Raw genomic sequence first — 26,439 nt, 5'->3', positions numbered from 1 at the left:
CAAAATAAGACTACATGGCCATTTTATTTAAGAACAGTATTAATTGACTTATTATCTTGTCAGCAACTGTTATATCATATTTTTCTGGAACAACAATTTTACCTATCAAGAACATTGCTATGATAAGCATCATCAGCACCAGTCACTTTATGTTTAAATTTAATGATATGAAGAACATTAGCTTTTTTCAAATTTAAATCAGTACTCGTATCAGGAAGTTTAAGCAATTTATTATACGAGATTAGCTTCAAATGGTTGCTTTAATCACTCTTTTTAGCAAAAAGACAAACATACATTCCATTTTTGCTTTATAATGATAAAAAAGCATAGTTAGGAGAACTACGTGGAAACTAAAAAGTACTTAGACCTTATTGAAGAAGAATTGAAGAAAATGCCGGATTTTGTTAAAGAGTATAATTTTGGTACCAATCACTCATTAGCAACCTCTTACCAATATTTGACTGAAATCAGGCGTTTTTTTGATTGGTTAAGGCAAGAAGGAATATCTGACGCTGAAGATAACCAGCATATTACTACTGATACTTTGGCTAATCTTCAGCGTAACGACATAATGCTTTATATCAATTACTTGGGGCATGTTAAAAATCAGCAGGGTAACTTGAACTCCCCTACTACAATTAACCGCTCAATCAATGCATTGCGCTCTTTATTTAAGTTTTTAACCATCACAGCCGATAATAACAATGGTGAGCCTTATTTCGAAAGAAATGTTATGTTGAAGATTGACTCACTTAACAATACAAAAACGCTAAACTACCGCGCACATATTTTGGAGTCCCACATGTATACTGGTGATTTAAAATATCAGTTTTTGGACTTTATTGATAAAAATTTTGAAAAGCAGTGCAACAAGCATGCCCTGCCATCTTTTAAAATCAATAAAGAACGCGATATGGCAATTATTGCCCTTATTTTAGGAACTGGAATAAGAGTTTCTGAGTGTGCAGGAATTGACTTAGCTGACATCAATTTAAAGAAAGCTACACTTGATGTAACCCGTAAAGGTGGTCAACGCGACAGCGTGCCAATTGCAAAGTGGACGATTAAGTATTTGAACAGTTATCGAGAAATACGTAAGAAACGTTATTTTGCTGATAAAAAGCAGAATGCCTTTTTTCTTACCAGATGGCATGGTCAAACTAAGAGAATTACAACTAATGCAATTGAAAAAATGGTTAATAAATATTCGGCAGCGTTTGGCCATCCGTTAACACCGCATAAATTGCGTCATACGCTTGCCTCCGAACTTTACGGGGTAACTAAAGATCAAGTGCTCGTTGCGCAACAATTGGGCCAAAAAGGCACATCGGCAACAGACTTATATACGCATGTTGACCAAAAGAAACAACGTGATGCTTTAAATGAAATTGCTAATGTTAAAAATCAAGGAGAAAAAAAGCTGGATTAACTATCCAGCTTTTTTATGTTAGTCACAAATAACTTGCCAATGCGGATCATGTGCAGCCTTTAAGCACATTTTTACTTCATCTGCAGTAGTACGATTTACTGATAATGGTGGAAGATGATCAACGTCAAAATAATCATATTCGGTCGTTTCAGTGTTTACAACGAATTTACCACCAAGTTCTTTGCAAAGGAAAAAGACACTGCAACAATTAATTGCACGCTCTACTCTTTTTTGATTATGAACATTAACGGATTTATCAATTAGTGCAATTACTTTTTCAATTTTAACTTCGCGTCCAGCTTCTTCTTTAACTTCTTTAATGCAATTTTCAGTCGTTGTTAAATTAGGATCACACCAGCCCCCTGGCATTGACCAATGTTCATCAGTCGTTTCTTTAACAAGCAAGATCTTCTCGTCATTAAAAATTGCAGCGCGAACTGCTAATTTTGGAGTCTGATACCCATCATCGCTACTAAAGAGTTCTTTTACCTGTTTTATTGGTAAACCAGTCTTAGCAGACATCATTTCTGTAGCAATTTCTCTAATTCTGGTATATCGCTCTAGGTCAAACCGGTCGTGACCATATTCTAATCCGTCTTGAGCAAGACTTTGAAGTTCAATTGCCCAATTAGTAAATTGACCTCTTTTTTCCATGTTTATTTACCTCAAGTTACAAAAAAGCAGCTTATAAGCTGCTTCTACTTAGCCCAAATCAATCTTATCAATATCGATCATCCAGCCAATTGCAAACGATTTTTCACCTAAGTGCGTAGCAATTACCGGACTAAAGGTAGTGACAGAATAATTCTGGTTAGGGAACTCTTTCTCTATCCACTCTTTAGCTTCATTGACCTGCTCACTATCATTTGAGTCAATAATGAAAAGCTTGATTTTATCTTTATAAGGTAATTCATCAATTTTTTGAGTGGTCAGCTTTTTAATTCTTGAAAAAGCACGCTTCATTGAGCGAATTTTCTCAAATGCAACGATATTACCGTCCTTAAAAGTTAACAGTGGTTTGATATTAAGCATTGAGCCGATAAATGCACCAGCATTACTTAAACGACCACCTCTACTAAGGTTATTCAAGTCATTAGGAACAAAAATTTCGTCAATTGTGGAACGAATTTTTTCAACTCGTTCAAGAATGGTATCGAGATCTAACCCATTTTTAATCATTCTTGAAGTGGCCAAAACCAAATCACCTTGTAAACGAACAGTCATTCTTGTATCAATTGGATGTAGATTATATTTTGGATGATTCTCCGCAATATTGCATAAAGTATGATAAAACCCAGAAATACCACTGGATAAAGTAATCGCAATGATTGCCTCATAGCCTTCATCATGTAATTCATCGAAAAGCTTAATCATATCGCCAATGCTTGGTTGAGAAGTCTTGGGAAAATCAGCCCCTTGTCTTTGCATTTCAAACAATTGATCAGGTGTGATATTGATATTTTCCAAGTACTCTTTTCCACCTATGATAATTGGAATAGGAACAACAACTATATTGTTTTCTTCAGCTTCTTTTTTAGTAATAACGCTAGTACTATCAGTAACCAATGCAATTTTCATCTAAATAACCTTTCGATTCTAATCTGTACAACATAGATGAATTATAGCATAAAAAAACAAGTGGTTCGACTTTCTATTTGAGTGAATTCTTCTCTACTTTTTTGACTAGTTTATTAAACATACTGTTAAAAACTGAGATATCTTTATCAGAAAAACCAGCAAATAAGTTTGCTTCGATCTCTTTTAAAGAACTTTTGAGTTCTTTGATTTTGGCAATCCCTTTTTCATTAAGAACAACAGTTTTACTAGAATCATTTTCTGAGCGAGTAATAATTACTAACTCAAGCGTTTTTTTCTGTTGTAACTGTCTGCTCAATGTGGAAAGAGAGATTTTAAGCTTGTCAGCAAGGTCCCCCATTTTGAGGGCAGTATTATTATTCTTGCCAAAATATAGCAGAATGCGCGTTTGTGAAAGATTTAAGCCACATTTTTTACTAATAGCTTTTTTGATACTTTCTGCAATTGTACTAAAAGATAAAATATCCATCTAACTACCTTTTTCTTATAAAGCAACAAATAAAAACAATTTCCTGTTAATTCAATTTGTTAAAACGACCATCAGCATGAATGATATATGCCAAGTTGTGAAACAAATGAATCATATGTAGCAATCAAATTGCTACAAAAGCTGTTATATTATTTTTAGCTTATAGTTATGTAGCAACGATAACCATAAATCTATATTACCAGTATATCTGCTTTTTGCAATAAATAATTTTGTAAGATCGATTAGTTAATATAGTAATATTAGTATCTTATTTTCAGGTAGAGGCTACTTTCTTTAGATACTTATTTGTAAATAATTGGTATAATAGAAAGCGTATTTTGAGGTGATATTATGGCATTTGACGGATTGTTTATTCATAGTCTTTTAAAGAGTATTGAACCAGTTTTAACTGGTGGCAGGCTCTCAAAAATTTACCAGCCTTTTGATCAGGATCTGGTTTTAACTTTTCGAAAAGAACGAAAAAACTACCAATTACTTATTTCTGCAAACGCGCAGTATCCACGCTTCTATTTAACTAAGCAATCAATAAGTAATCCTGATAAGGCACCTACTTTTGTTATGGTGTTAAGGAAGTATCTTGAAGGATCAGTGCTTCAAGGAATTGATCAAGTTGGCGTAGATCGAATTGTAAACTTGCATTTTAGCAATCGGAACGAGCTTGGCGACCAAGTTAAACTAGTCTTATCGATTGAGTTAATGGGACGACACAGTAATGTTATTCTCTATAATGAACATGATGGTCACATTATTGATTTGCTAAAACGAATTAACCCTGATGAAAATCGGGCTAGAATGTTGTTACCCAAAGCTAAATATGAACTACCACCATTGAATCCTGGTGTTAATGGCTTTGAGTTAACTGAAGATGAATTTAATAAGCAAAAGTCAGAGCAAGAACCGCTAGCTTTTGCTCGCCAAATTGGTGGGCTTGATCGTGATGATAGGAATGAACTAACCGGTTATTTAGAAGATGATTACTCTTACTCATCTTTTTCAACTTTTATCGGTCAATTTGATAAAAGCGGAGCATTCATCTTACAAACTCCGGAGCATAAACAAAAAATATTCTCGTACCTCCCCTACCATCTTGACTTAACTAAGGAACGCTCATATTCGGACATTAATGAAGCTCTTGAGGACTTTTATCTTGATCAAGCCAACCAGGATTGGGTTAAGCAAAAATCTGGTCAAATAGAGCGTCTAGTAAAGAATGAGCAAAAAAAGTTGACCAAAAAAATTGGTAAACTAAATAAGCAATTGGATTTAGCTGAAAATTCTGAAGGTTACCGAATTCGAGGAGAAATTCTTAATGCCAACTTAAATCAGGTTAAACCAGGTATGACGAAAATCGAATTACCTAACTATTACGAAAATAATCAGCCGATTGAGATAAAGCTTGATGCTGCTCTTTCTCCTGCTCGAAATGGCCAAAAGTATTTTACACGTTATAAGAAGCTTCGTGATTCAATCAAACACGTCAAGGAACAAATTAAAATTGCTCAGGATAATTTAGCCTATTTTGATTCGGTACAAACTGCAATTGATAATGCTGAACCGCAAGATATTGACCAGATTACAGATGAGCTAACAGCCCAAGGCTATTTGAAAAAGCCACAAAAACAAAAGCGGAAGAAAAAAATATCAGAACGAAATTTGAACAAGTTTAAATTGTCTTCTGGAAAAACAGTCTTAGTTGGTAAAAACAATTATCAAAACGATTGGCTAACTTTAAAGAAGGCAAATAAGACTGACATCTGGTTTCACGTTAAGAATATTCCAGGTTCACATGTCATTTTGCAGGACGACGATCCAACTGATAAAGATATCGTGGAAGCAGCTGAAATTGCGGCTTACTTTTCAAAAGCTAAAAACTCAGCTCACGTGCAAGTTGATTATGTTCAAGATAAGCGTGTAAAGAAGCCAAATGGTGCAAAGCCAGGTTTTGTAATTTATACTGGGCAAAACTCAATTGAGGTAACCCCAGAAGAAGAACGTGTTTTAAGTAAAAGAATAGACTAAAAAAGAGGATAATCATTTATCCTCTTTTTTGCTTAAAGTTAAGTTTTTAAATTGGTTGAGTGGTTAGTGACAATGATTCAAGAACCCTTAAGATTAATTCTGTTGTTTCAATACTTGAAAGTACCGGAATATGAATATTTAAAGCTTCATCGCGAATTCTTGTTGCATCTCCGCTAGCTGAATCAGATAAATCGGTAATATTGACTACCATGACAATTTTTCGCTGTCGTATTTTGTCTAACAGACTATTTGAGTCTGAATGAATTTTACTTACCACTCCAGTAGTAATCCCTGCTTCAGCCAAGCAATTAGCTGTTCCTTCTGTGGCAATTATCTTAAAACCAAGCTGATAAAAGCGTTTAGCAAGCTCAGTCATTTTCTTTTTATCGGCATCACGCACTGACATGAAAATTGTACCAAAACTAGGAATATGAATACCACTTGCTTCGTATCCTTTATAGAGTGCCTTAGACAGTGCAGTATCACGTCCCATAACGGATCCAGAAGATTTCATTTTGGAATCAAAGGTGTTCTCACTGTGATAGTCGATGTATGAGAATACTGGCATTTTAACATAAATGAAGTTATTTGAGTGCCATAAGCCTCGTTCATAATCTAGCTCATTTAAGTTTTTACCAGTTAAAACTTCAGTAGCACATGCTGTAATGTCCTTGCCCAAAGCCTGGGTTAAAAAAGCAACATTGTGGCCGGCATATGGCTTTATCTGTAACAAGTAAACATTGTCTTTAACAATTAAAAAATGAAGTGTAAAAATTCCCCGTAGTTTAATTTGTTTTATTAAATTAGTGGTATATTCAGTCAAACGTTTTTGGTCTCGTGTAGACAGATTTTGTGGTTTAAACACAGCTATTGAATCAGAAGCATGAGAACCACTTTGTTCTAAGTGCTCGATAATACCCGGTATAGCAACATTTTCACCATCTGAGATGGCAGTAATTTCATACTTATTGCCTTCAATAAAATGTGACAATGAAATTTTGGATAACTGATTTTCATTTAAATACTTTTCCAAAGCCGGCTTATCATAAACAACTGCAGATTTTTGCTTTACACCTTGGCTATTGAAACCACCAATTAAAAGTGGAAAATCATTTTCTTCGATAAATTTTTCTCCAGCTTTTTGATCTAAAGTGGTTATCATTTGGGTTTGCCTTAGTGAGTCTAATGAAGAATTTAAGACTTGCTCAATTCGATCTTTGGGATTAACGTCCCCCGTTCCTAGAATACTCAAGCCATTGTTCATCAATCTTTTTGCTAAGCCACTAATTTCTTTGCCTGAAAATTGAAGGAGAACCTCTTTAATCCCCTCTTTCTCTGCAATATGAACAATGTTTTCAACCGTGATAGGTTCAAAATAGACTTTATCAGCTTTTTGATAGCTGGTAGCAACAGATTCGTCATTATTGGAAATAATGACAGTGTCATATTTATTATTATGTAAAGTATCTATTGCATGACTTACCATGTAATCAAATTCACTAGTAACTGATACCTGTGAAGGCAACATTCCAACGATTAGGATTTTCTTTTTTGAATCTAACTGGATTGATTCATCTTGTACGCCGAAAGCACTATAAAAAGCATGCACCTTTGGTTCATAAACACCAGCTGAACCGTCTATTTGCAAATAAGCTGGCTTTAATTGGAGCCGTTCGATTCGCTTCTCTACTTCTTTTAAACTGATTCCAGTTAAATCTGAAATTAACAGGTTGCGGAAACCTCTCTTTTTTGCTTCGATTAACAAGTCGTCAGTAACTTCTTCCTCGGCTAATTGACGACCAAGATGTGCAAGATGTTCAAATTTTTGATAATAGACTGGATGGATGCTGATGATTTTTTGCAATTCCTGGTATGTAAAGCCTTTAGAGATTGCAGCTAATAACTTAATTAAGTGAAGTTCATCAGGATGAAGTAAATCTTCAATTATGTCCGTGTCATTTTTTGCTATTTCTTTCCGGAACTCATTAATTGCAATTTTGACATTAACGGTTGATGCTAAACCCTTTAGAAAAGCTGATTCAAAATTTTGGCCAATTCCGATTGCTTCCCCACTCGCTTGCATCTGACTACCAAGTTGATAATGGTTAGTGCCAGATTGAGTTAACGACCAAAATGGCAATCTGATTGCTATTTTATCCTGTGCTGGCTCAATCGCTGCGTTGAGTCCAGACATTGGATCTGTGATTTCATTTAGATGGTAGCCAATAGCTACTTTGCAAACAACATAACCTAAACTATATAAGCCAATTCTTTGTGACCAAATTGCGCTACGGGTTAGTCGTGGTTTAATGGACAGGACACGCACCGCAAAATTGGTACCATCGTGTTTGACCGCAAAATGAATGTTTAAAATCCCAACAACGTTCAAACTAGCAGCAATTTTTTTGGCGATTTTTCTCAAAGTTTGGACTTGGTCATTATTAAGCGTTAAAGCAGGCATTACTGCTGCTGAATCGCCAGAGTCAATGGAAACCGGTTCAATATTGTCCGCCAAACTAGTAAATAAAACATTGCCATTACTATCTCGGATAATATTGAGAATGATTTCTTCCCAATTAGAAAGATCTTCAGTTAAATAGTAGCGATTTTCAGGAAAATCTTCATTTTGACGCTCTTCTTTAAGATAGTCTGCAATATCTTGCGCATTATCAAAAAGCATTTTTTTATCGTCTAAGTATGGCTTTTCCTTAATTAACAGAACAGGATATCTAACTTGTTCTGTTAGTTGTTTTTCAATTTCATCTGCTGTAAGCCCCGATAATTTTAAGTATCTGCTGGCTGAAATTCCGTTTTTAGTTAAAAAAGCGGTTATCTTCTCTTCTGTATTAACTTGAAGAGTCTGTTCATTAATCGTCAGTAACCGAATACCCATTTGACTCAGAATGCCATCGCTTACCAATTCACGTGTGACTTTTATTCCCATCGTGGAGCCATAAGCTGAAATAATGGCACTCGGCTCTTCCATCCGGATAATTCGTTTTAAGAAATCCAGTGTCATAGGTTCCAAGTAGGTTGTCACTTTAGGCTTTTTGTCAGTTGAAACTGTTGCAGGGTTGGGATTTACCAGAACAACCTGAATATCATCTTCAACTAGTGCTTTGATTGCGTCACTAATTAAAATGTCGGTTTCAGAAACACTACCAATTAAGGTGGGTCCTGATCCAATGATGAGTACTTTATTTAAATCATTATCTAAAGGCATAATTACACCATTATCTTTATAAAACTGTCAAAAATTTCCAGTGCATCTAGACTACCAGGAGCCCCTTCTGCATTAAAAGCGGTAGCTATTACCTTTTCTTTTTTACTACTAAAACCAGCTATTAGATTACTATGTAAATCAAGATATGATTGGTCAAGTTCTAGTTGAATACTAGCAGGTTCGACTAACTGGTCAATATTCATTGCAGTTTGCCAAATTTTGTTTGAATGTTGCTCAATCACTGGAAAATTAGTTCCATTGTAAGTCCTGGATAAATTGACAAGTTCAAAATTTAAATAATCACTCAGCACCAAAAAGCCTAAGCCAATTCCCCATAATGGAGATTTACCATAAAAGGCTTCAAAAATAGGGCTGAGAGTAGGACTAACTTCTTCAACTTTACCGGGACCACCTGAAACAATAATACCGTCTGGCCGCAAATTTTTAATATCAGGTACAGAAACGTCATATGGTAAAACGGTTGCGTTTATTTTTCTCAAAGATAATTCGCGCAACATTGAATGCTTCAAACCCAAATCAATGATTGCTACAGTCTTACCAACATTTGGTACAGCATACGGATTTTTAGTAGAGACACTTGCAGACTTATTCTTTGGTAGAACTAAGGCTTTGATTTGATCAAAAGCATGTTCATCGTCAGTATCCATAATTGAAGCTTTAATTGTTTTTTCTTTAACTAAGCGATGGACAAGAGCCCTGGTATCAATATTCGAAATTGCAGGAATATTCTTTTCCTTTAAAAAAGAATCAAGATCTTGAAAATTTTCACTATCAGAAATATTTTTAGCCACATCGTTGACAATAATGCCTTTTACTGTGGGATTAATACTCTCATAGTCAATAGCATTAATTCCGTTACTACCAATCATAGGGGTAGTAAAAACCAGAATCTTACCGGCATTGGTCGGATCTGTTAACGCTTCTTGATATCCAAAGTTGCTCGTTTGAATTGCTAATTCACCAGTTGAAATAATTGAGGCGCCAAAGCCTTCTCCAGCAAATGAACTACCATCTTCAAGAATTAAAAATCGCTTCATTTAATCACTTAGTTTCTCTTAGTTCAGTTAGTTTCTGAGTAAAAATTTTTGGAGGATCAACTTTGAATTCTAGCCACTGATTTGTTTTAGGATGATTAAAGCCTAAGACTGCAGCATGTAAAAATTGACCATGCCCTTTTAAGGTATGATGCGGTCCATACAACGGATCGCCTGCTACTGGGTGCCCAATATACGCTAAATGAACCCTAATTTGGTGTGTCCTTCCAGTTTCAAGTTGACATTGAATCAAACTATAATTTTGAAATTGTTCTAAAACCGTAAAATGAGTAACAGCATTTTTACCAGTTTCAGTTACAGCCATTTTCTTTCGATTAAAATGATCTCTACCAATTGGAGCATCAACTAAGCCCGAATTTTCACCAAAATTACCATGAACAATTGCAAGATATAAACGTTTATTTGTTTTGTGCGCTAATTGTTCTTCTAAACACTCACGTGCCTGAGCATTTTTAGCAATCATTAATAAGCCTGAAGTATCCTTATCAATTCGATGAACTATCCCAGGTCTAAAACCTTCAGGACTAGCTGCTAAATCTTTGGTATGGAACAACAATGCATTGACTAATGTATGATCGGGATGTCCCGCTGAAGGATGAACGACCATGCCTTGCGGCTTATTAACCACTATAACGTCTTCATCTTCATAAACAATGTCCAATGGGATATTTTCCGGATCAATTGATAATGGTTTCAGTGCAGGAACATCGACAACGATATGATCGCCTTGTTGAACTTTATACGAAACTTTTTCGTTAACGCCGTTTACAAGAATATGGTTTTCTTTAACCAGTTCCTTGATTCGTGTGCGTGATAAAGTGCTTATTTTTTCAGCAATAAACTTATCTAAACGTTCATTTTCGTTTGCAACTTCTAATTCATATCTTTCAGGCATTAGTTTTTATCACTTTCATCAAAAAAGAGTAGGTAAATAAATACCAGAACAATACCAATAGTAATTGCAGAATCCGCAAGATTAAAAATATTAAAGTGAATGAAATCGACTTGAATCATGTCTATAACATATTTCAAATGAATACGGTCAATCAAGTTGCCAATAATACCACCTAAAACCAAAGCAATACCAAACTTAAATAATTTGCTATGAACATTGGCTTTAAATAGATAGTAAAGGCATACGAAAATCGCAATGGCACTGATAATGTAAAAGAGCCACATTTGACCGGTCAGAATATTCCAAGCTGCTCCACTATTTTGAAGATAATTAAAAGATAGAATGCCAGGAATAATCTGATGGACTTCACCGACTTCATAATTAGTGGCGATAAAATGCTTAAGAACTTGATCGCCGCTAACGACAACCGCAGTAATAATAAGGTATAAAAAACTCATACTTTAAACTTAGAATAACCCGCTAATTTTACCGTTATTGTCAACGTCAATATCAAGTGCTGCTGGATGTTTTGGTAATCCTGGCATATCTAAAACATGTCCAGTAGTAATCACGATAAAACCTGCACCATTCTTCAAACTTGCACCTTTGACATGCAAAGTGAAATCAGTCGGAGCGCCCAACAATTTTTGATTATCAGTAAACGAATATTGTGTTTTAGCAATGATAACGGGTAATTTGTCCTTCCCCATTTTTTCTAACTCGTGAATATCACGTTCAGCTTTTTCGGTGTATTCAACGTTACTTGCGTGGTAGATCTTTTGTGCTACTTTTTCAATCTTAGTTTTCACTGGATCATCATCGTTGTATGTTGATTGCAGGTTGGCTTGGTTTGAGTTTGCTAAGTCGATAACTGCTTGAGCTGCTTCTACACCGCCTTTAGAGCCTTCTTCATGATAGTCAACTACTATTGCATCGATTCCTTGTTCTTTAACAAGGTCTTGCAACAATTCAAGCTCTTTTTCTGTATCCGTAGCGAATCGATTAATCAAGACAATTACAGGTACATTGTAGTTTCGCATGTTGTTCATATGACGTTCTAGATTTTTAAAGCCTTCGCGTAAAGCTTCAAGATTTTCTTTGTCTAGATTGTCTGTTGAACCTTCTGCTTGATATTTAAGAGCGCGAACAGTTGCAACAACAACGCTAGCGTCAGGCATCTTTTCTAAGTGTTTTGAAACAAAGTCCATAAACTTTTGTCCGCCCAAATCACTACCAAAGCCTGCTTCAGTCAATGTGTAATCACTTAAGTGAAGAGCCAAGTTTGTTGCCATCACGGTATTAGCTCCATGAGCAATGTTGGCAAAAGGACCACCATGAACAAGTGCAGGTGTGTGCTCGATTGTTTGAACTAAGTTAGGCTTAAGAGCATTAGATAGCAGTGCAGCAATTGCGCCTTCGAAATGAAGATCTTTTACGTAAACTGGCTGATCATCTTTAGTGTAACCAACTAGCATTAAACCGATACGTTTCTTCAAGTCGTTGATGTCAGTTGCTAAACACAAAATGGCCATTAATTCATTTGCAACCGTGATTGCAAAACTTGATTTATGTTCAACACCGTTAAATTTTGAGCCTTGGCCAATTGTAATATTACGCAAGCTACGATCGTTTACGTCAATTCCACGCTTAAGCAAAATACGATCCGGATCAAGGTTTAGTTCATTTCCTTGATAAATATAGTTGTCAACTAGGGAAGCTAAAGTATCAATTGCAGACGTCAAGGCATGCATATCACCAGTAAAGTGAAGGTTAATGTCTTCCATTGGAATGACTTGAGCTTGGCCACCACCAGTAGCTCCACCTTTTAAACCAAAAACTGGTCCCATTGAGGGTTCACGTAAGGCAATTACAGTTTTCTTGTGTAATTGATTATTGATAGCATCACCTAAGCCGATTGTCATAGTTGACTTACCTTCGCCAGCAGGTGTTGGTGAAATAGATGTCACTAGGACCAATTTACCTAAATGATCGTTTGCCATTGTTTTATTGATAGCTTTCCAATTGATTTTGGCTTTATCATTGCCATATGGTTCAATATCGTTTTCATTTAAGCCGATTTTTGCAGCGATTTCTTTGATAGGTAATGCTTGAGCATCTTGAGCAATTTGAATGTCTGATTTCATTGCGCATGCCCCTTTCTATATATAAAAATTTAATTGTTAATGTTTAAAATGTTTTCTGTCTTTTCATATTAGAATTTAGGTCCCACCCTTTTAATAAATTAATACTAATTATAACAAATTTTGCTTAATATTATTCGCTTATTGGTAACGATAGTAAAACTTAATATTTCTTGTTAATTGAACTTGCCAATTCCTAACAGATAGTATGTTTGCAAAGCAGAAATCTTAATTTCATAGACATTGAAGAACTGCCAAGTGTAGCGTAACTTTGGGGCAACCTGACAGTTGATTTTCTTTTTAAATGGAAGTTTTAAAATCATTTTAGTCCAATATGAAGCTAAGTAAGTATAGATTACTAGTAGTAAAAAAATAATTCCAAAACAAATTGCAGGCCAATTTACTGCTTTTGTGCTTTCATAAGCTAGCGTTAAGGTTGTGAAAAGAACAATTAGCAGCCAGCTATAGTAAATAATGCCGACTCTTCCTAAAATAATAAAATGGTGTTTTTTCATTAATATCTCTCTTAATAATCTATTTGCACCTGTAAATTACTATGATCAGTAGTATCATACAGCGTCTTTAAATACTTGGAAAAACGTGGGCGCTGGGTAACCAAAAGCTTAAATTCTGATGACGAATAAAGTTTGGCCAAGTCACTTTGGCTAATGTGGTTATGCCCTGTAAAGTAGTTATAATTCATTTCAATGAATAAGTGATCCACTTTTTGAAGTAGCGCGGAATTGTTTGTGGTGTCATCCTTTTGACTAGAATTATTCGTTAAATTATGAAGTTGAATTTCCTTTAAATAATGATGAAAATTCATTAAAGTAGGATTTTTTTGTTCTTCAGTAGTTAAATATGGTGTCATATTAAAAATACGCCGTTCATATTGAAGTGAATCTGGTGTGATTTTGACAACACCGTAAGCTTGGTCATAAGAGCAGAAGCTTGAAGTTACAATTTCAGTAGTTGGCGTTGGAAACTGTGGATCAACGATGTTTTGAGCATGAATATGACCAGAAAAAGCCGCTTTAACATCATATTCCTTACATAATTGCCGAATAAACGGAGAATTATTTAAAACAAAGCCTTGATTTACTGCAGGATTATGAGCGTACAGATTATGATGCATAAATAAAACAGGTTTTAAATGATGAACTTTTGCAAAATCTAACTGCTTTCCAAACCAGACTAATTGTTCTTCGTTAATTTGACCAGCTGTAGATGGTGCACCGATTGCCTCATGTTGACCATAGATATTAGAATCTAACATGAAAAACAAATAGTCAGGATTAAACTGGACACAATAAGCTAGAGAATGATGATCTCTTTTTAATGCACATTCATAAGAACTATTAAAAACTTTGCGCCAGTTTACAGGACTAATTTGTTCAGTGTACAGTTGTTGATCTTTTTTAAATTCTCGCGCCCAGCCATCATAAATATCATGGTTTCCGGGTACAACTAGGAGCTTGGTGTCAGTTAAGGAGCTAAATATCTCTTGAAACTTTTGTGCAGAAATTAGTTCACCGTTGAAAGTAACATCACCGGTAACAATAATTGCTGCTGGCTTTTTTTCGTTTGCCATCTTACAAAAAGCACGTAAGGCAATTTCTTGGTAGTCTAAGTCCTTACCTTGACTTGTTTTCTGAATGTTCCTAAAGGCTTCCCCACCATCATGCAAAGAATCTGCAATTAAGTGAGTGTCGGTTATAACCCAAAATTCATCATTTAATCTGTCAGTAATCATTTTTTCTTTGCCCAATATTGATAAAAGTCAACACGTAAATTTCCGTTGAATAACTTACGTTTCTTTGTAGCAGTTTTTCCGAAAAACTGTTCAAACTCTGGATCACCCACCAAATAGTATTGGCTAAAGTCATCGTACTTAGAAAGTGCTTCTCCCATTTGAACATAAAGTTCTTCGGCAGTCTTTTTCTCTTTAAGACGCTTACCGTATGGTGGATTAGCAATAATTACACCATTTTCTAAATCAGTTGCAAAATCTTTAACAGCTACTTGCTTGAAATAAATATCCTGTAAAACACCAGCATTATTAGCGTTTAATTTGGCGATTTCTAAAATTGATTGGTCTATATCACAAGCCCAAATTGGTTGGTCAAGGGTCCTAACCTCTGACTTTGCTTGTTCTAAAAGATCATCATGTAAATCAGGATCAAACCAATCAAAATTATCAAAAGCAAATTTTCGCCAAGTTCCAGGAGCAATGTTTCGGCCAATTAAGGCTGCCTCAATTGCTAAGGTACCAGAACCAGTCATTGGGTCAATCAAGGGATGCGTTCCATCATAAGGAGTTAACTTAATTAAAGAAGCTGCGAAATTTTCTTTTAAAGGAGCCCCACCGTGCTCAATACGATAGCCGCGCTTGAATAAACTTGCGCCAGTGGTATCAAGAGAAATTCGGGCAAGATCTTTATAGATATGAATGTCCAAAGGATATTCACTACCCGTTTCAGGTAAAAAGCCACGGCGATGATACTGATCAGACATTTTATTAACAATCGCTTTTTTAACAATTGATTGGATACCTGGTTCCGAATGTAGTTTAGAACGAACTGAACGACCTTGAACAGGAAACTTTGCATCAACAGGCAGTAATTCTGCCCAGTCAATGTCATAAACTTGATTATAAAGGGTATCAAAATCAGTTGCTTTGAACTCTTTAAGTAGAATTTTAACCCGATCAGCAGTTCTTAGCCATAAGTTGGTCTTGACTATGTCAGATTGGTCACCTTTAAAAAAGACGCGACCATTTTCAGTACGTGTTTCATAGCCAAGTGATTGCAATTCTTTTGCTACTACGCTTTCAAAGCCAGCACCCATTGTTGTATATAGTTGATATTTTTTCATTTATTAACTCTTTCGTTTAAAAAAAGCGCTGAGCCCTTTGAAAAGCTCAGCGCTGCCATGCAAATTTCTATAAGCCACGTTCTGTTCCAGTAATTTTGGCATAATTACCTTCAGCAGCCATCTATCTTTGCTAAAAAGCAATCCAACCATTTAGTTCATTTCCTTTTGGTTGAGACGCCCCCACCAAATTTGGGTTGCACACTCGCAGGGTTTACCTCGTTCCACCAAGAGTGTTTCCACTCAAGCTTCGTCACTGTGGCACTTTTCAGAATATTCATGCATATTATTACTAACTTAGCATTTTTTTCGCCGTAATTGTTTAAAATCCTTTAGCTTATTGGGCTAAATACGATCACTACAAGCATCGCAGCTTGTGTGTGCGTGGACTTTCCTCAGCCTGACTTAAAAAGTCAAACCGCGACTGCTCAAAATTTGCACTATTAAAAATTATAACAGAGCTTACTCTTTTTGTAACCCATAAACTCGTTGCTCAAGGTTGTAAACTTTACGTTCTAGGGCTGAAATTCGTTGAATTATTGCCATATTTGTTGAATTCTCTGTTTGTGAATCGTCGCTAAGTGAATTAAACGCATCACTGCTTTGACTTGGGTTATATGTTTTAACCGTATCATCAGAATGAATTGGCGTAATTCGTCTTGTTTTCTGCAAATCAGCGGGAGTCTCCTTTGGCTGATTATTCATTAATTCACCTTGCAGTTTACCAATCTGACCGTACAAGTCTTCAATGATTTGTTCAAATGTGTCGTAATCAGCAATCACTTGATCCAAAAAAGCATCGACTTCATCCGGATCAATTCCCTTAACTTTTGTTCTAAATTGTTTTTTTAAAATATCCTGAGTGGATAGTTTGATATCATTTAAATCTGCCATGAATAAAAGCTCCTTTAATATTCCTCTTTTATTCTAGCAAAAAGCCCTCTTTCTTAAAACTAAAAAGCTAAGCTTAGAAAAAGTTTTATATTTAGTTGATAAAATTGCTTTCATCATGGTCCGATTGATATTCTTCCGCAAAATCTTGCAAATCATAAAAGTCAATTAATTCTAAAGGATAATCGTTTTCTTCCTGAAAGTTTTTAATTGCGGTATAATCGAACTTAGGTTTGCCTGGGGTTTCAGGATCGTAAATCATCATCGCTCCATCAGTATGCAATAACATGAAATTTTGATAGTTTCGCAACTGAACTGGGCTTTGATATGGCTTATTAGAAGTAGCTGCAAAAAAGTCAACTTGACTCTTAAGAGTTAAAAATTTGTTTTGGTTTGCCTCATTCCAACGATTAGCAAATTCTTCATATGGAATAATGATTGAAACATGCAACGGGTATTTTTCTCTTAAGCTAATTGCGACTTCGCAAGCCCACTGCTCGATTCCTAGATTAGCCCCAGTAATTAGCCAGTCAAGCTGATCGTTTTCTAGCAAATCGATTAACCGCTTTTCTATTAGTAATTTAATTAACTTGATTTTAGGGTCCTTATCACCGAAAGTATTTAACTCATAATTTCGGTACCCAGTGATCCAAAGACGTTGCATAGTGAAAGAGATGGCTCCTTATTCAAAAAGTTTACCTTTATTGCTATAATGCTAGCAGGAGTGAGATTGATGGTCAAATATCCGAGTGGCAGCTCTGCCGCTTTTCGTAAATCCAGCGATAAACCTAAAAAAAGAAAAAAGTATGTCCATAAAGATGATATTAGCTTTTCTGATCGCGGGATGACTCTTGAACAAATGATTAATGAATCAAACAAATATTACCTAACAAAAGAAATTGCGGTTGTTCATAAAAAGCCAACCCCAATTCAAATTGTTAAGGTAGATTATCCTAAACGTTCAAGAGCTGTAATAAAAGAAGCTTATTTTCGCCAAGAATCCACAACGGACTATAATGGTGTATATAAGGGTTATTACCTCGACTTTGAGGCTAAAGAAACCAAAAATAAAACGAACTTTCCCTTAAAGAACTTTCACGAACACCAAATTATTCATTTGGAGCAATGTTTAAAGCAGCAAGGGATTTGTTTTACGATTATAGGTTTCACTGCACTTAATAGATACTTTGTTACCCCTGCAAGTGCGATTATTAAAGCTTGGTGGGAAAAGGACAAAAGTTCAGTAACCATAGAAGAAGTTGAAGAATGGTCAATTGAAATTACTAGTGGCTTTCAACCCACTTTACCCTATTTAGAGGCAGTTGATCAATTCATCGCAGATAGGAAATTAAATAATGGCAAACAGAAATTATAATTCAGATAATGGACGCGAATCACGAGAAAGTTACCGTAAAAGTCTGCCAAAACCATTGTGGCGACGAATAATCAGCTGGCTATTTTTGGCTATTTTTCTAGTACTGCTTTCAGGAGTTGGACTTTTTGCATATTATGCCAAGGATGCTCCCAACATAAGTAGAGCTCAACTACAAAGCGGTGGTTCAACTGCTCTTTACAATACTGATGGCAAGTTTCTACTTTCATTGGGTTCTGAGAAAAGAATTTACGCTAAAGATAATTCAGACATGCAGTTGTTAAAGGATGCAATTGTATCTGTTGAGGACAAACGTTTTTATAAAGATAAACTTGGCATTGATCCAATCAGAATTGTTGGCTCAATGTTAACAAATGCCAAAAGCCAAAGTGTTTCAGCGGGTGGTTCAACGATTACGCAACAGTTAGTTAAGCTAACCGTCTTTTCAACTGACCCTTCACAAAGAACGCTTCGCCGTAAAGCGCAAGAAGCATGGCTTGCAATGCGGGTGCAACGAGAATATTCACATGATGAAATTCTCGAGTTTTATATCAATAAGGTATATATGAATTACGGCAATTATGGAATTGGTACTGCAGCAAACTTTTATTATGGTAAGAAAATTGGTGAACTAGACTTGGCTCAAACAGCATTACTTGCTGGAATGCCTAATCGACCAACAGTTTATAATCCATATGTCTACCCTAAATATGCTAAGTATCGTCGAGATCTTGTGCTAAAAGCAATGCTCGATAACAAAAAGATTACCAACGAACAATATCAAACGGCGAAAAATGAAAGCATTACTAAGGGAATAAAGCCACATCGTCAACGTGCGCAATCTGATTTACGTAAAATAGATGACCCTTACATTAAAGAAACTATCCAAGAAGTAAAAGATAAAGGCTTTGACCCTTACCGTGACAACCTAAAGATTACAATTAATATTGATCAAAAAGCCCAAAACAAACTATATGAGTTAGCTAACAGCAATCAGGTGCCTTTCACAAATGACAAAATGCAGATTGGTGCATCTGTTGTAGATCCAAGTAACGGTCATGTGGTAGCTATAATTGGTGGTCGTCACTTACCTTCCACGGTTCAATTAGGACTTGATCGTGCTGTTCAAACAAGTCGATCCACTGGATCTTCAATTAAGCCAGTTCTTGATTATGGTCCTGCAATTGAATATTTAAACTGGTCAACGGCCAAAATGTTAGATGATAGTAAATACTATTACCCTAACACTGATATTCAACTCTATGACTGGGATAACAAGTATGATGGATTAATGACAATGCGTCATGCTCTAGAACAATCGCGAAACGTTCCAGCCGTTAAAACTTTGAAACAAGTTGGCGTTAAACGAGCTTCCAAGTTTGCTGGTCAAATGGATATCCATGTTCCTAAAAACTCAGGTCTCTCTGTAGCAATTGGAGCCGATGCTTCAAGTTTGCAAATGGCTGGTGCCTATGGTGCTTTTGCAGCAAACGGAATCTATCATAAGCCACAATTTGTTTCGAAGATTGAGACTCCTGATGGCTTGACTAGAAATTATGACTCTGAAGGTATTAGAGTGATGAGCAAGTCCACAGCTTATATGATTACAGATATGCTTAAAGGCGTTATTAAGCGTGGGTCAGGAACTAATGCTCAGATTAAAGACTTATATCAAGCAGGAAAAACCGGTTCAGTCAAGTATTCCAATGAGGAACTTGCTCGCTACCCTAGTTACGGTTCTACGCCAAAAGACTCTTGGTTTGTGGGCTATACGCAAAGCTACTCTATCGGGGTATGGACTGGTTACGATAATCTTAAAGATGGTACTATTTCAGGAATTGGTCAACAATCTGCACAACTCTTCTATAAAAACATGATGACTTATATGATGAGAAACAAGCAAAATGTTGATTGGCAAAAACCGAATTCGGTAATTAGAGCCAAAATTGCTAAAAACTCTAATCCACCAATGGTGTCCTCTACTGGTGAATGGCAACTATTTGTTCGTGGGCATGCTCCTGCTGGAATTGTTGATGACACTAGCGACGATAAAGACGATGATTCAAGTTCAACCAATTATAATGAACAAAAGCGTGCAGTCGTACCAAGAAAGAAATCTTCTGATAATCATTCGGATGATAACAAAAATAATACAGGACATGATCGTGACCAGGGCAATGCAAATAATAATTCTGGTAAGCCTGATAAGGACAAAAACAAAGAGAAACCAAATCAAAATAATAATTCTGATTCAACCGAACACAATCAAGGCAATGATTCTGACTCCCAAGATCAGCCTCCTGAAGAACATGAACATCATTAAGTAATAGAGAAAAAACGTCAACTCAATCTATGAGCTGACGTTTTTTATTGCATTGAGCAATTTACTAATTAGTAGTAAATCAATACTCTTTATTCACATGACTTAACAAAGAGCCTTTTCACTTTGTCTTCAAATATGTATATGGATCATTTTTGTCACGTGCGGTCATCGAATAACGACCAAACAGAATCATTGCGTGATGTGTGTGAATCCATTCATCTTTGGGCAAAATCTCCTCTAACCTCTTTTCAATTTCTAAAGGTTTGGCATTTTGCGGAACGATATGGAATCTTTTTGAGATGCGAGATACGTGCGTATCCACTGCAATTGCAGGCACGCCAAAGCCATCTGCTAGAACAACATTAGCGGTTTTCTCTCCTACTCCAGGCAAAGAAACCAAATCTTTTTTGTTTTCAGGAATCTGGCTATGATATTTATCAACCAAAATTTCAGCAGTTTCTTTTAAATGCTTAGCCTTGGAATGAAAAAGACCAATTTTTGATATATGGTTTTCAATGTCTTTAATTGAAGCTTTTGCTAATGCATCTGGATCTGGGTAATCTTCAATGAATTTTGGCATTACTCGATTTACCATTTTGTCGGTTGTTTGTGCGCTCATTAAAACAGCACACAATAAATGAAATTTATTGTCCCAAACCAACTCACTTTTAGCATCGGAATACATTTGATTAATAGTTCGCAATACTTTACGAGCTTCCTCTGTACTCAATAATTTTTCTTTAGGCATTTCTTTATCGATTCCTTTGTAAAAACTTCTGAACTTCGCTTGTTGTCTTTAAGTTATGTCTTTGCCAATTAAGTAGAACCCGATCAACATACTTAAGGCTATATGCCTGCGATAAAACTGCTTCTCGCAAGGCAAGTTTTATTATTTCTGGATCATAGTGATCAACGTTTAACCAAGCAGAAATTTCTTCACGTTCAATTGGACTTAAGTAACGACCAAACTCAATCTCAAATTGTCTCATTAATTGGTTCAAAGGACTATTGTCAATTTCGGAAGTAGTGTTTGTAGTTTCTTCCCCAGACTTCGGTGTTGCGACATTTTTTTCTAGCAAATTATCTAATTTTGAATAAAGCTGATCAAGATTATAATAGTTGCCAATGCGTCCTTTTTCATCTGTCACTTGATCTATCGTTAAATCGTTTTTATCTATTAATTGTTGAATGATACTAGCAATTTCTGTCGCTGAAAAATTAGTATTGGCTGCCATCTGTTCATTCGATGGAAACTTGTTTCCTTTTTGTGCAAATAACTCAAGTTGGATAATTAAAATCAGTTCAGAATTAGTAATTTTAAGTTGAGGATAATACGCAAGTAATCCGTTTGAGAGTACGGTAAATCCTAAAAAGCGGTAGTCATTATATTGCATGACAATTTCTCCCTTTTAAAAAAGTTGAACTAAAGTAACTTAGTCCAACTTTTTAACTTATTTAATTAATCAAATTTAAGGTTCAACTCTGTTAATCATTCTTGGGAACGGAATTGCTTCACGTACGTGGTCTAGCTTACAAATCCAAGCAATTACACGTTCAAAGCCCATTCCAAAGCCAGAGTGTGGCACGCTACCATACTTACGTAAGTCAAGGTACCAGCTGTAATTATCTTCGTTCAAACCGGCTTCCTTAATTTGCTCTCTTAAGGTGTCATAATCGCTTTCACGCTCAGAGCCACCCATAATTTCGCCATATCCTTCTGGGGCTAAAACATCTGCACAAAGATATTCTTTTGGATTTTCAGGGTTCTTCTTCATGTAGAATGGTTTAATTGAAGTAGGATAGTTAACAATAAAGAATGGACGATCAAATTTTTCGGAAATGAAAGCTTCATCTGGAGCACCAAAATCATCGCCCCATTTAAAGTCACGACCGTCTTCTTGAAGCATTTTTACAGCATCATCGTATGATAAACGGGTGTAGTTTCCTTCAGCAGCTGGTTCCAATTTCTTTGGATCACGACCAAGTAAACTTAATTCATATTGGCAATTATCTAGTACTTGCTTAACAACGTATGAAAGAAAACGTTCTTGAATATCAAGTGATTCATCTTGATGCATCCAAGCCATTTCCGGCTCCATCATCCAGAATTCAGTTAGGTGACGACGAGTCTTAGATGCTTCAGCTCTAAAGGTTGGTCCGAAAGTAAAGATTTTACCGAAAGCCTCGGCACCTACTTCACCATATAATTGTCCAGATTGAGAAAGATAAGCATCCCCACCGAAATACTCAGTATGGAATAATTCAGTAGTGCCTTCTGGTGCAGAATGCATAAAAATTGGGGCATCAAATTTTACAAAGCCTTCGTTTTCAAAAAAGTCGACTGTGGCTTTAAAAATCATGTTTCTAATACGCATAATTGCGAATGGTCTTCTACTACGTAGCCATAAATGGCGATGATCGAGTAAAAAGTCAATTCCGTGTTCCTTGTTACCAATTGGATAGCCTTCGCTATTAGTAACAACTTTTAAATCAGAAATTTGAATTTCATAACCAAAGTGTGAGCGTTCATCTTGATGAACAGTACCGGTAATGTAGAAGCTAGCTTCTTGGTGTAAAGACTTAGCAGCTTCAAAAACTTCATCAGAAACATCATTTTTTCTGATTACACCTTGAAAGAATGCAGTACCATCACGTAACTGCAAGAAAACAATTTTTCCGCTTGAGCGCTTATCTGTTAGCCAAACATGCATTTGAACTTCTTCGTCTACATGTTTAGAACAATCAGCAATTGAAATTAATTTTGTCATAAATTCTTGTTCCACTTTCCTTATCAAATCAATTTAATCATACCAAAGATTTTGGTATTTAGCGACTTAACCTAGCAAATTTCCATTTTTAAATTCATATAATTGGTATTGATAGTGATCAGCTGGATCTTTTGCTGTCACTTCCCAAACTGCTCGATTATTGTACCAACCTAGATTAACTTTGGTAATTTTATTGTTAGGATTTTGAGCCTGATAGCTACTTCGAACTTTTGCTTCACCAACGCCCTTTTTAGCTGAGAGTAAGTAGCCCTTTTTCGAACCAGGCAGGTAAATAAAATAGTATTGTTGGCGATTTTTACTTGAACCTTTTAATGAATAGCTGTTAACTCCCCGATCTAAGTGATAATTTTTTTCAATTTTAGTAATTGGGGACTTAGCTAATGCAATTTGATTTAACTGCTTTGTTTCGTTTCGTTCAGGGTTACTTGCTTTATAAAAAATGAGAACTGAAGCGGCATAGAGAAATATAATTATTCCAATTAGCCATGCTACAAATTTAATCGTTTGTCTTGTGTCGTCTTCTATCATAGTTATCTAACTTATTCCGTAATTCTTTTAAACTAATTTTGTTTGTTTTAACAGGGATAGCATTTAAAAATACTTTACCATAATCTTTTGTCCAAAGGCGTGAATCTAAAATTAAAAATTGACCTCGATCGTTTTCACCACGGATTAGTCTTCCCATTCCCTGCTTAAAACGAATGATTGCACGCGGGATTGCATCTGTCTTAAAAATATCAATTCCTTGCTTTTGCAATTGTTGCTGGCGTAATTTTACTTCAGGCAAGTCCGGAGATTCAAAAGGCAGCTTTGCTGCAATTACGAGGTCGATATTACAATCATGGAAATCGATTCCTTCCCAAAAACTATCAGCTCCTAAAATAATTGCCTTTTGAGCAATTGCAAAACGTTTAGTAATGCGGTTGTTAGAGCCTGAAACTCCCTGAGCCAAAATTTCAAAATCACGTAGAGCTGGAGAATTCGAAATTATACTATAGACATCTTTAATTTTATTCAAATTGGTCATCAGCACAAGCACGTGATTTTTATGGTTTAAATCATTTGCTAGTATTTCTGCCAGTGATTGATCAAACTGATTAGTGGCGACATCAGGTAGATCACTAACGGCAAGTACTTGCAAATGACTTTCCAATTTGAAGGTGCTTTTACCAACATATTCTTGGGGATGCATATCTGTTAAGGCAAGTTGTTTAACAAGATAATCAAAGTTGCCTTCACTTGTTAAGGTAGCACTGACAAAAGAAAGATGATCAAAACGATCGTAGATTTGTTTTAGTTCATCTGAAGCGTCAAGCATTAGCCAACTTAAATTTGCACTTAGTGGATCAGCTGGATTAGTTAAAGTAACAATAAAGCCTTCTTGGCTCATACTGGTATCTGTTTGTAATAAATCAGATAGCTGGTAGCTTTTGGTAATGTAAAAATCAAGGTGATCAATTTGCTCTGTGATTTCACTTAAAATAGCGTCTCGATCAGTGCCTGAAGTGTCTGTTTCATTATAAAGCTTAAACAAAATCTCGTTTGTTTGCTGGCGGACTTCTTCAAGTTTCTTTTGCAGTTTGGCTAAAGTAGCTAAAAACTTGCTGTCTTCGCCGAATAAGTCGCTTGCTTGAAAACTCAGTAATAAATTACCATTCGGCAACATGTTTTTGCTAATTGCCCGGCTACGTTTTTGATAAAGTTCTTGCTGCAACTGGTTGATGATATTGATTAGTTTAAGGATTGCCGGGTCTAATTTTGCCAGTAAGAAATTAAACTGCACATCATCACCATACTGGTTTAGAACACTATCATCTGCATAAAAGAGCAAATTGCGTAAATGTGTCAAAGTGCCCCAAAAAGATTCAAATTGGAACGAATCATTACGTGAAGTAATAACGTTATCAACAAAGCGATGTGCTTCGTCAATTACTAAGTAAGGATTTTGCCCCCAAATTGAATCATTGTAGTGATTAGCCAAATATGCGTGATTAGTAACAAGAATGTCTGCTTCTTCTTGTCTTTGGCGTGCTAAATTCCAAAAGTCAACGTCCGCAAAACTACTTCCAACACGTGCGTCACCAGGATGTGATATTTTAACAAATAACGGTGCCTTATAATTGGTTAATTGCAGTTCATCTAGGTCACCAGTCTTAGTTTCCGTTAGCCAGACCAAAATCCGCATCTGCAAGACTAAAGTCATTTTATTAGGCGTGCCCTGATAAAGGGTTTGATAAAACCCATCGAGATCCAAATAATGACTACTTGATTTAACAACTTCTGCCGCTAAATCAAGTTTAGTTACATTTAGTAGCTGTGGCACTTCCTGACTAATAATTTGATCTTGTAGTACCTTGGTTGGCGTAGCAATTACTAATTTGCGATTAGTGTAGAGCTGGTATGAATATGCAAACAAGTAAGAAAAAGTTTTCCCGGTCCCATTTGGAGCTTCTACCAATAAAGCCCGTTGATCGGGACTTTCAAGAAAAAGATTAATTCGGTTAATCAAGTCAACTTGCGGCTGGCGATAATTAATTTTGTTTTTAAATAAACTATACTTCGCCTTATTATTAGTTGGAAAAACAGCTTCGGCGTCACCGTTTTTAACCGTTGAATGTATTTCCTGTTTTTGCAAAACGATGTTACGCACTTGCATCTGACTTTTATCTAGTGGTCGCTTTTGCTTGCGAGCTTCATCTGCGATTGTCGAGAAAACCCATGACGTATCACGAATTAAACCGTGAGCTAGTGAGCTTAGCGTATTTAAAGTTGCTTGCGGTAGCGATTCAAGCTTTTTGATGATTTTGATTAGTAAAACGGCGGTTCCATATGCGTCAGAATCTGCCTTATGCGGATTAAGATGCTTTATTTGAAGCTGATTGGTCAAATCTGTTAGTTTATAGGATGGTAATGTTGGGAAAGCGATTTTAGCTAATTCAACCGTGTCAATTGCTCGGTTAGTTAGAGCTTCATAACCATGTTGCACAAGTTCATAATTCAAAAAAGGTAAATCAAAATTGACATTGTGTGCTACGAACACAGTGTCCTTCAAAATTTTAATAATTTTTGGTGCGTAATAAGAAAAGTCCTTTTGGTTGGCAACATCACTATCATGAATGTGGGTCAAATTTTGAACCGTTAAAGGAATTTCGCGATGAGGGTTAATCATAAAAGAATAGGTCTTGACGACTTCCATGTTTTTAATAATCGCGCAACCGAATTGAATTATATGATTATCGTCTTCGCGCTGGGTACCTGTTGTTTCAAGATCAACGACTGCAAAGGTATCCTTAGCAAAAGCAGTCATCAGTTCACCTTCATTTC

Annotated in this window: 23 protein-coding genes and 1 other RNA gene; 4 read left to right on the top strand and 20 right to left on the bottom strand. The window is 35.9% G+C overall.

Translation table 11 applies throughout. From position 1 onward, the window contains the following. Positions 1–10: 10 nt before the first annotated feature. Positions 11–133, bottom strand: a complete 123-nt coding sequence (locus tag H3T48_RS08900; protein ID WP_255534275.1) for a hypothetical protein — start codon at positions 131–133, stop codon at positions 11–13. 210 nt (positions 134–343) lie between these two features. On the opposite strand from H3T48_RS08900, the gene xerS reads away from it, so the two are divergent. Beyond that, a complete protein-coding gene (gene xerS / locus H3T48_RS04215) occupies positions 344–1,429 on the top strand; it encodes a tyrosine recombinase XerS (protein ID WP_109715484.1) in 1,086 nt (361 codons plus the stop codon). 18 nt (positions 1,430–1,447) lie between these two features. Here the strand turns inward: xerS and H3T48_RS04210 are convergent, their stop codons facing one another. The 3 genes from H3T48_RS04210 to H3T48_RS04200 all read right to left on the bottom strand — a co-directional run bounded on the left by H3T48_RS04210 (position 1,448) and on the right by H3T48_RS04200 (position 3,494). After that, positions 1,448–2,083 carry an NUDIX hydrolase N-terminal domain-containing protein gene (locus H3T48_RS04210; RefSeq protein WP_198188633.1) on the bottom strand — a complete coding sequence of 212 codons (636 nt, stop codon included), beginning with the start codon at positions 2,081–2,083 and terminating at the stop codon, positions 1,448–1,450. A gap of 48 nt (positions 2,084–2,131) precedes the next feature. Then, a complete protein-coding gene (locus tag H3T48_RS04205; RefSeq protein ID WP_074425361.1) occupies positions 2,132–3,007 on the bottom strand; it encodes a DegV family protein in 876 nt (291 codons plus the stop codon). A gap of 73 nt (positions 3,008–3,080) precedes the next feature. Then, on the bottom strand, positions 3,081–3,494 hold the full coding sequence (locus H3T48_RS04200) for a MarR family winged helix-turn-helix transcriptional regulator (RefSeq protein WP_187157911.1): 414 nt from the start codon (positions 3,492–3,494) through the stop codon (positions 3,081–3,083). 351 nt (positions 3,495–3,845) lie between these two features. Here H3T48_RS04200 and H3T48_RS04195 point away from each other — a divergent pair, with 351 nt between their 5' ends. Further along, positions 3,846–5,534, top strand: a complete 1,689-nt coding sequence (locus H3T48_RS04195; protein WP_198188632.1) for an NFACT family protein — start codon at positions 3,846–3,848, stop codon at positions 5,532–5,534. Between the two features lie 46 nt (positions 5,535–5,580). Here the strand turns inward: H3T48_RS04195 and H3T48_RS04190 are convergent, their stop codons facing one another. From H3T48_RS04190 to H3T48_RS04140, 11 genes are all read right to left on the bottom strand, one after another. Beyond that, positions 5,581–8,757: a carbamoyl phosphate synthase large subunit gene (locus tag H3T48_RS04190; RefSeq protein ID WP_198188631.1), complete on the bottom strand. Its 3,177-nt coding sequence runs from the start codon at positions 8,755–8,757 to the stop codon at positions 5,581–5,583. A gap of 2 nt (positions 8,758–8,759) precedes the next feature. After that, a complete protein-coding gene (locus tag H3T48_RS04185) occupies positions 8,760–9,815 on the bottom strand; it encodes a carbamoyl phosphate synthase small subunit (protein ID WP_198188630.1) in 1,056 nt (351 codons plus the stop codon). Between the two features lie 4 nt (positions 9,816–9,819). After that, positions 9,820–10,728 (bottom strand): RluA family pseudouridine synthase, encoded by a 909-nt coding sequence (locus H3T48_RS04180; RefSeq protein WP_109715490.1) that lies wholly within the window; start codon positions 10,726–10,728, stop codon positions 9,820–9,822. Further along, positions 10,728–11,186, bottom strand: coding sequence for a signal peptidase II (gene lspA / locus H3T48_RS04175; RefSeq protein WP_198188629.1), 459 nt, complete (start codon positions 11,184–11,186; stop codon positions 10,728–10,730). The genes H3T48_RS04180 and lspA overlap by 1 nt, the downstream gene beginning before the upstream one ends. A gap of 9 nt (positions 11,187–11,195) precedes the next feature. Next, positions 11,196–12,872, bottom strand: coding sequence for a formate--tetrahydrofolate ligase (locus H3T48_RS04170; protein WP_198188628.1), 1,677 nt, complete (start codon positions 12,870–12,872; stop codon positions 11,196–11,198). A 173-nt stretch (positions 12,873–13,045) separates the two neighbouring features. After that, positions 13,046–13,384 carry an acyltransferase gene (locus tag H3T48_RS04165; protein ID WP_198188627.1) on the bottom strand — a complete coding sequence of 113 codons (339 nt, stop codon included), beginning with the start codon at positions 13,382–13,384 and terminating at the stop codon, positions 13,046–13,048. An 11-nt stretch (positions 13,385–13,395) separates the two neighbouring features. Next, positions 13,396–14,622, bottom strand: a complete 1,227-nt coding sequence (locus H3T48_RS04160) for a metallophosphoesterase (RefSeq protein WP_198188626.1) — start codon at positions 14,620–14,622, stop codon at positions 13,396–13,398. Further along, complete coding sequence (locus H3T48_RS04155; protein ID WP_198188625.1) at positions 14,619–15,743, bottom strand: class I SAM-dependent RNA methyltransferase; 1,125 nt, start codon at positions 15,741–15,743, stop codon at positions 14,619–14,621. Before H3T48_RS04155 ends, H3T48_RS04160 begins: the two co-directional genes overlap by 4 nt. A gap of 65 nt (positions 15,744–15,808) precedes the next feature. After that, an RNA gene (gene rnpB, locus H3T48_RS04150) (RNase P RNA component class B) lies at positions 15,809–16,176 on the bottom strand. A 26-nt stretch (positions 16,177–16,202) separates the two neighbouring features. Continuing rightward, the gene (locus H3T48_RS04145) at positions 16,203–16,634 is read right to left on the bottom strand and encodes a DivIVA domain-containing protein (protein ID WP_046306883.1); all 432 of its coding nucleotides are present in this window, start codon (positions 16,632–16,634) and stop codon (positions 16,203–16,205) included. A gap of 91 nt (positions 16,635–16,725) precedes the next feature. Further along, positions 16,726–17,295: a DUF1273 domain-containing protein gene (locus H3T48_RS04140; RefSeq protein WP_198188624.1), complete on the bottom strand. Its 570-nt coding sequence runs from the start codon at positions 17,293–17,295 to the stop codon at positions 16,726–16,728. 69 nt (positions 17,296–17,364) lie between these two features. On the opposite strand from H3T48_RS04140, the gene recU reads away from it, so the two are divergent. Continuing rightward, positions 17,365–18,006, top strand: a complete 642-nt coding sequence (recU, locus tag H3T48_RS04135) for a Holliday junction resolvase RecU (protein ID WP_232349866.1) — start codon at positions 17,365–17,367, stop codon at positions 18,004–18,006. Then, a complete protein-coding gene (locus H3T48_RS04130) occupies positions 17,987–20,326 on the top strand; it encodes a transglycosylase domain-containing protein (RefSeq protein WP_198188623.1) in 2,340 nt (779 codons plus the stop codon). Before recU ends, H3T48_RS04130 begins: the two co-directional genes overlap by 20 nt. A gap of 118 nt (positions 20,327–20,444) precedes the next feature. Here H3T48_RS04130 and nth read toward each other — a convergent pair whose 3' ends face one another. The 5 genes from nth to H3T48_RS04105 all read right to left on the bottom strand — a co-directional run bounded on the left by nth (position 20,445) and on the right by H3T48_RS04105 (position 26,422). Next, entirely contained in the window at positions 20,445–21,074 is a 630-nt protein-coding gene (gene nth / locus H3T48_RS04125; RefSeq protein ID WP_198188622.1) for an endonuclease III, read from the bottom strand. Positions 21,075–21,078: 4 nt separating this feature from the next. Further along, positions 21,079–21,720 carry a DnaD domain protein gene (locus H3T48_RS04120; RefSeq protein ID WP_198188621.1) on the bottom strand — a complete coding sequence of 214 codons (642 nt, stop codon included), beginning with the start codon at positions 21,718–21,720 and terminating at the stop codon, positions 21,079–21,081. A gap of 75 nt (positions 21,721–21,795) precedes the next feature. After that, positions 21,796–23,094 (bottom strand): asparagine--tRNA ligase, encoded by a 1,299-nt coding sequence (gene asnS / locus H3T48_RS04115; RefSeq protein WP_198188620.1) that lies wholly within the window; start codon positions 23,092–23,094, stop codon positions 21,796–21,798. A gap of 66 nt (positions 23,095–23,160) precedes the next feature. Next, positions 23,161–23,643: a hypothetical protein gene (locus tag H3T48_RS04110; RefSeq protein WP_198188619.1), complete on the bottom strand. Its 483-nt coding sequence runs from the start codon at positions 23,641–23,643 to the stop codon at positions 23,161–23,163. Further along, entirely contained in the window at positions 23,612–26,422 is a 2,811-nt protein-coding gene (locus tag H3T48_RS04105; protein WP_370567526.1) for a helicase C-terminal domain-containing protein, read from the bottom strand. Before H3T48_RS04105 ends, H3T48_RS04110 begins: the two co-directional genes overlap by 32 nt. Positions 26,423–26,439 lie beyond the last annotated feature (17 nt).

Origin of the sequence: Lactobacillus sp. M0403, from assembly GCF_016101265.1 — a bacterium.
Taxonomy (GTDB): domain Bacteria; phylum Bacillota; class Bacilli; order Lactobacillales; family Lactobacillaceae; genus Lactobacillus; species Lactobacillus apis.
This window is presented reverse-complemented; position numbering and strand designations above follow the sequence as displayed.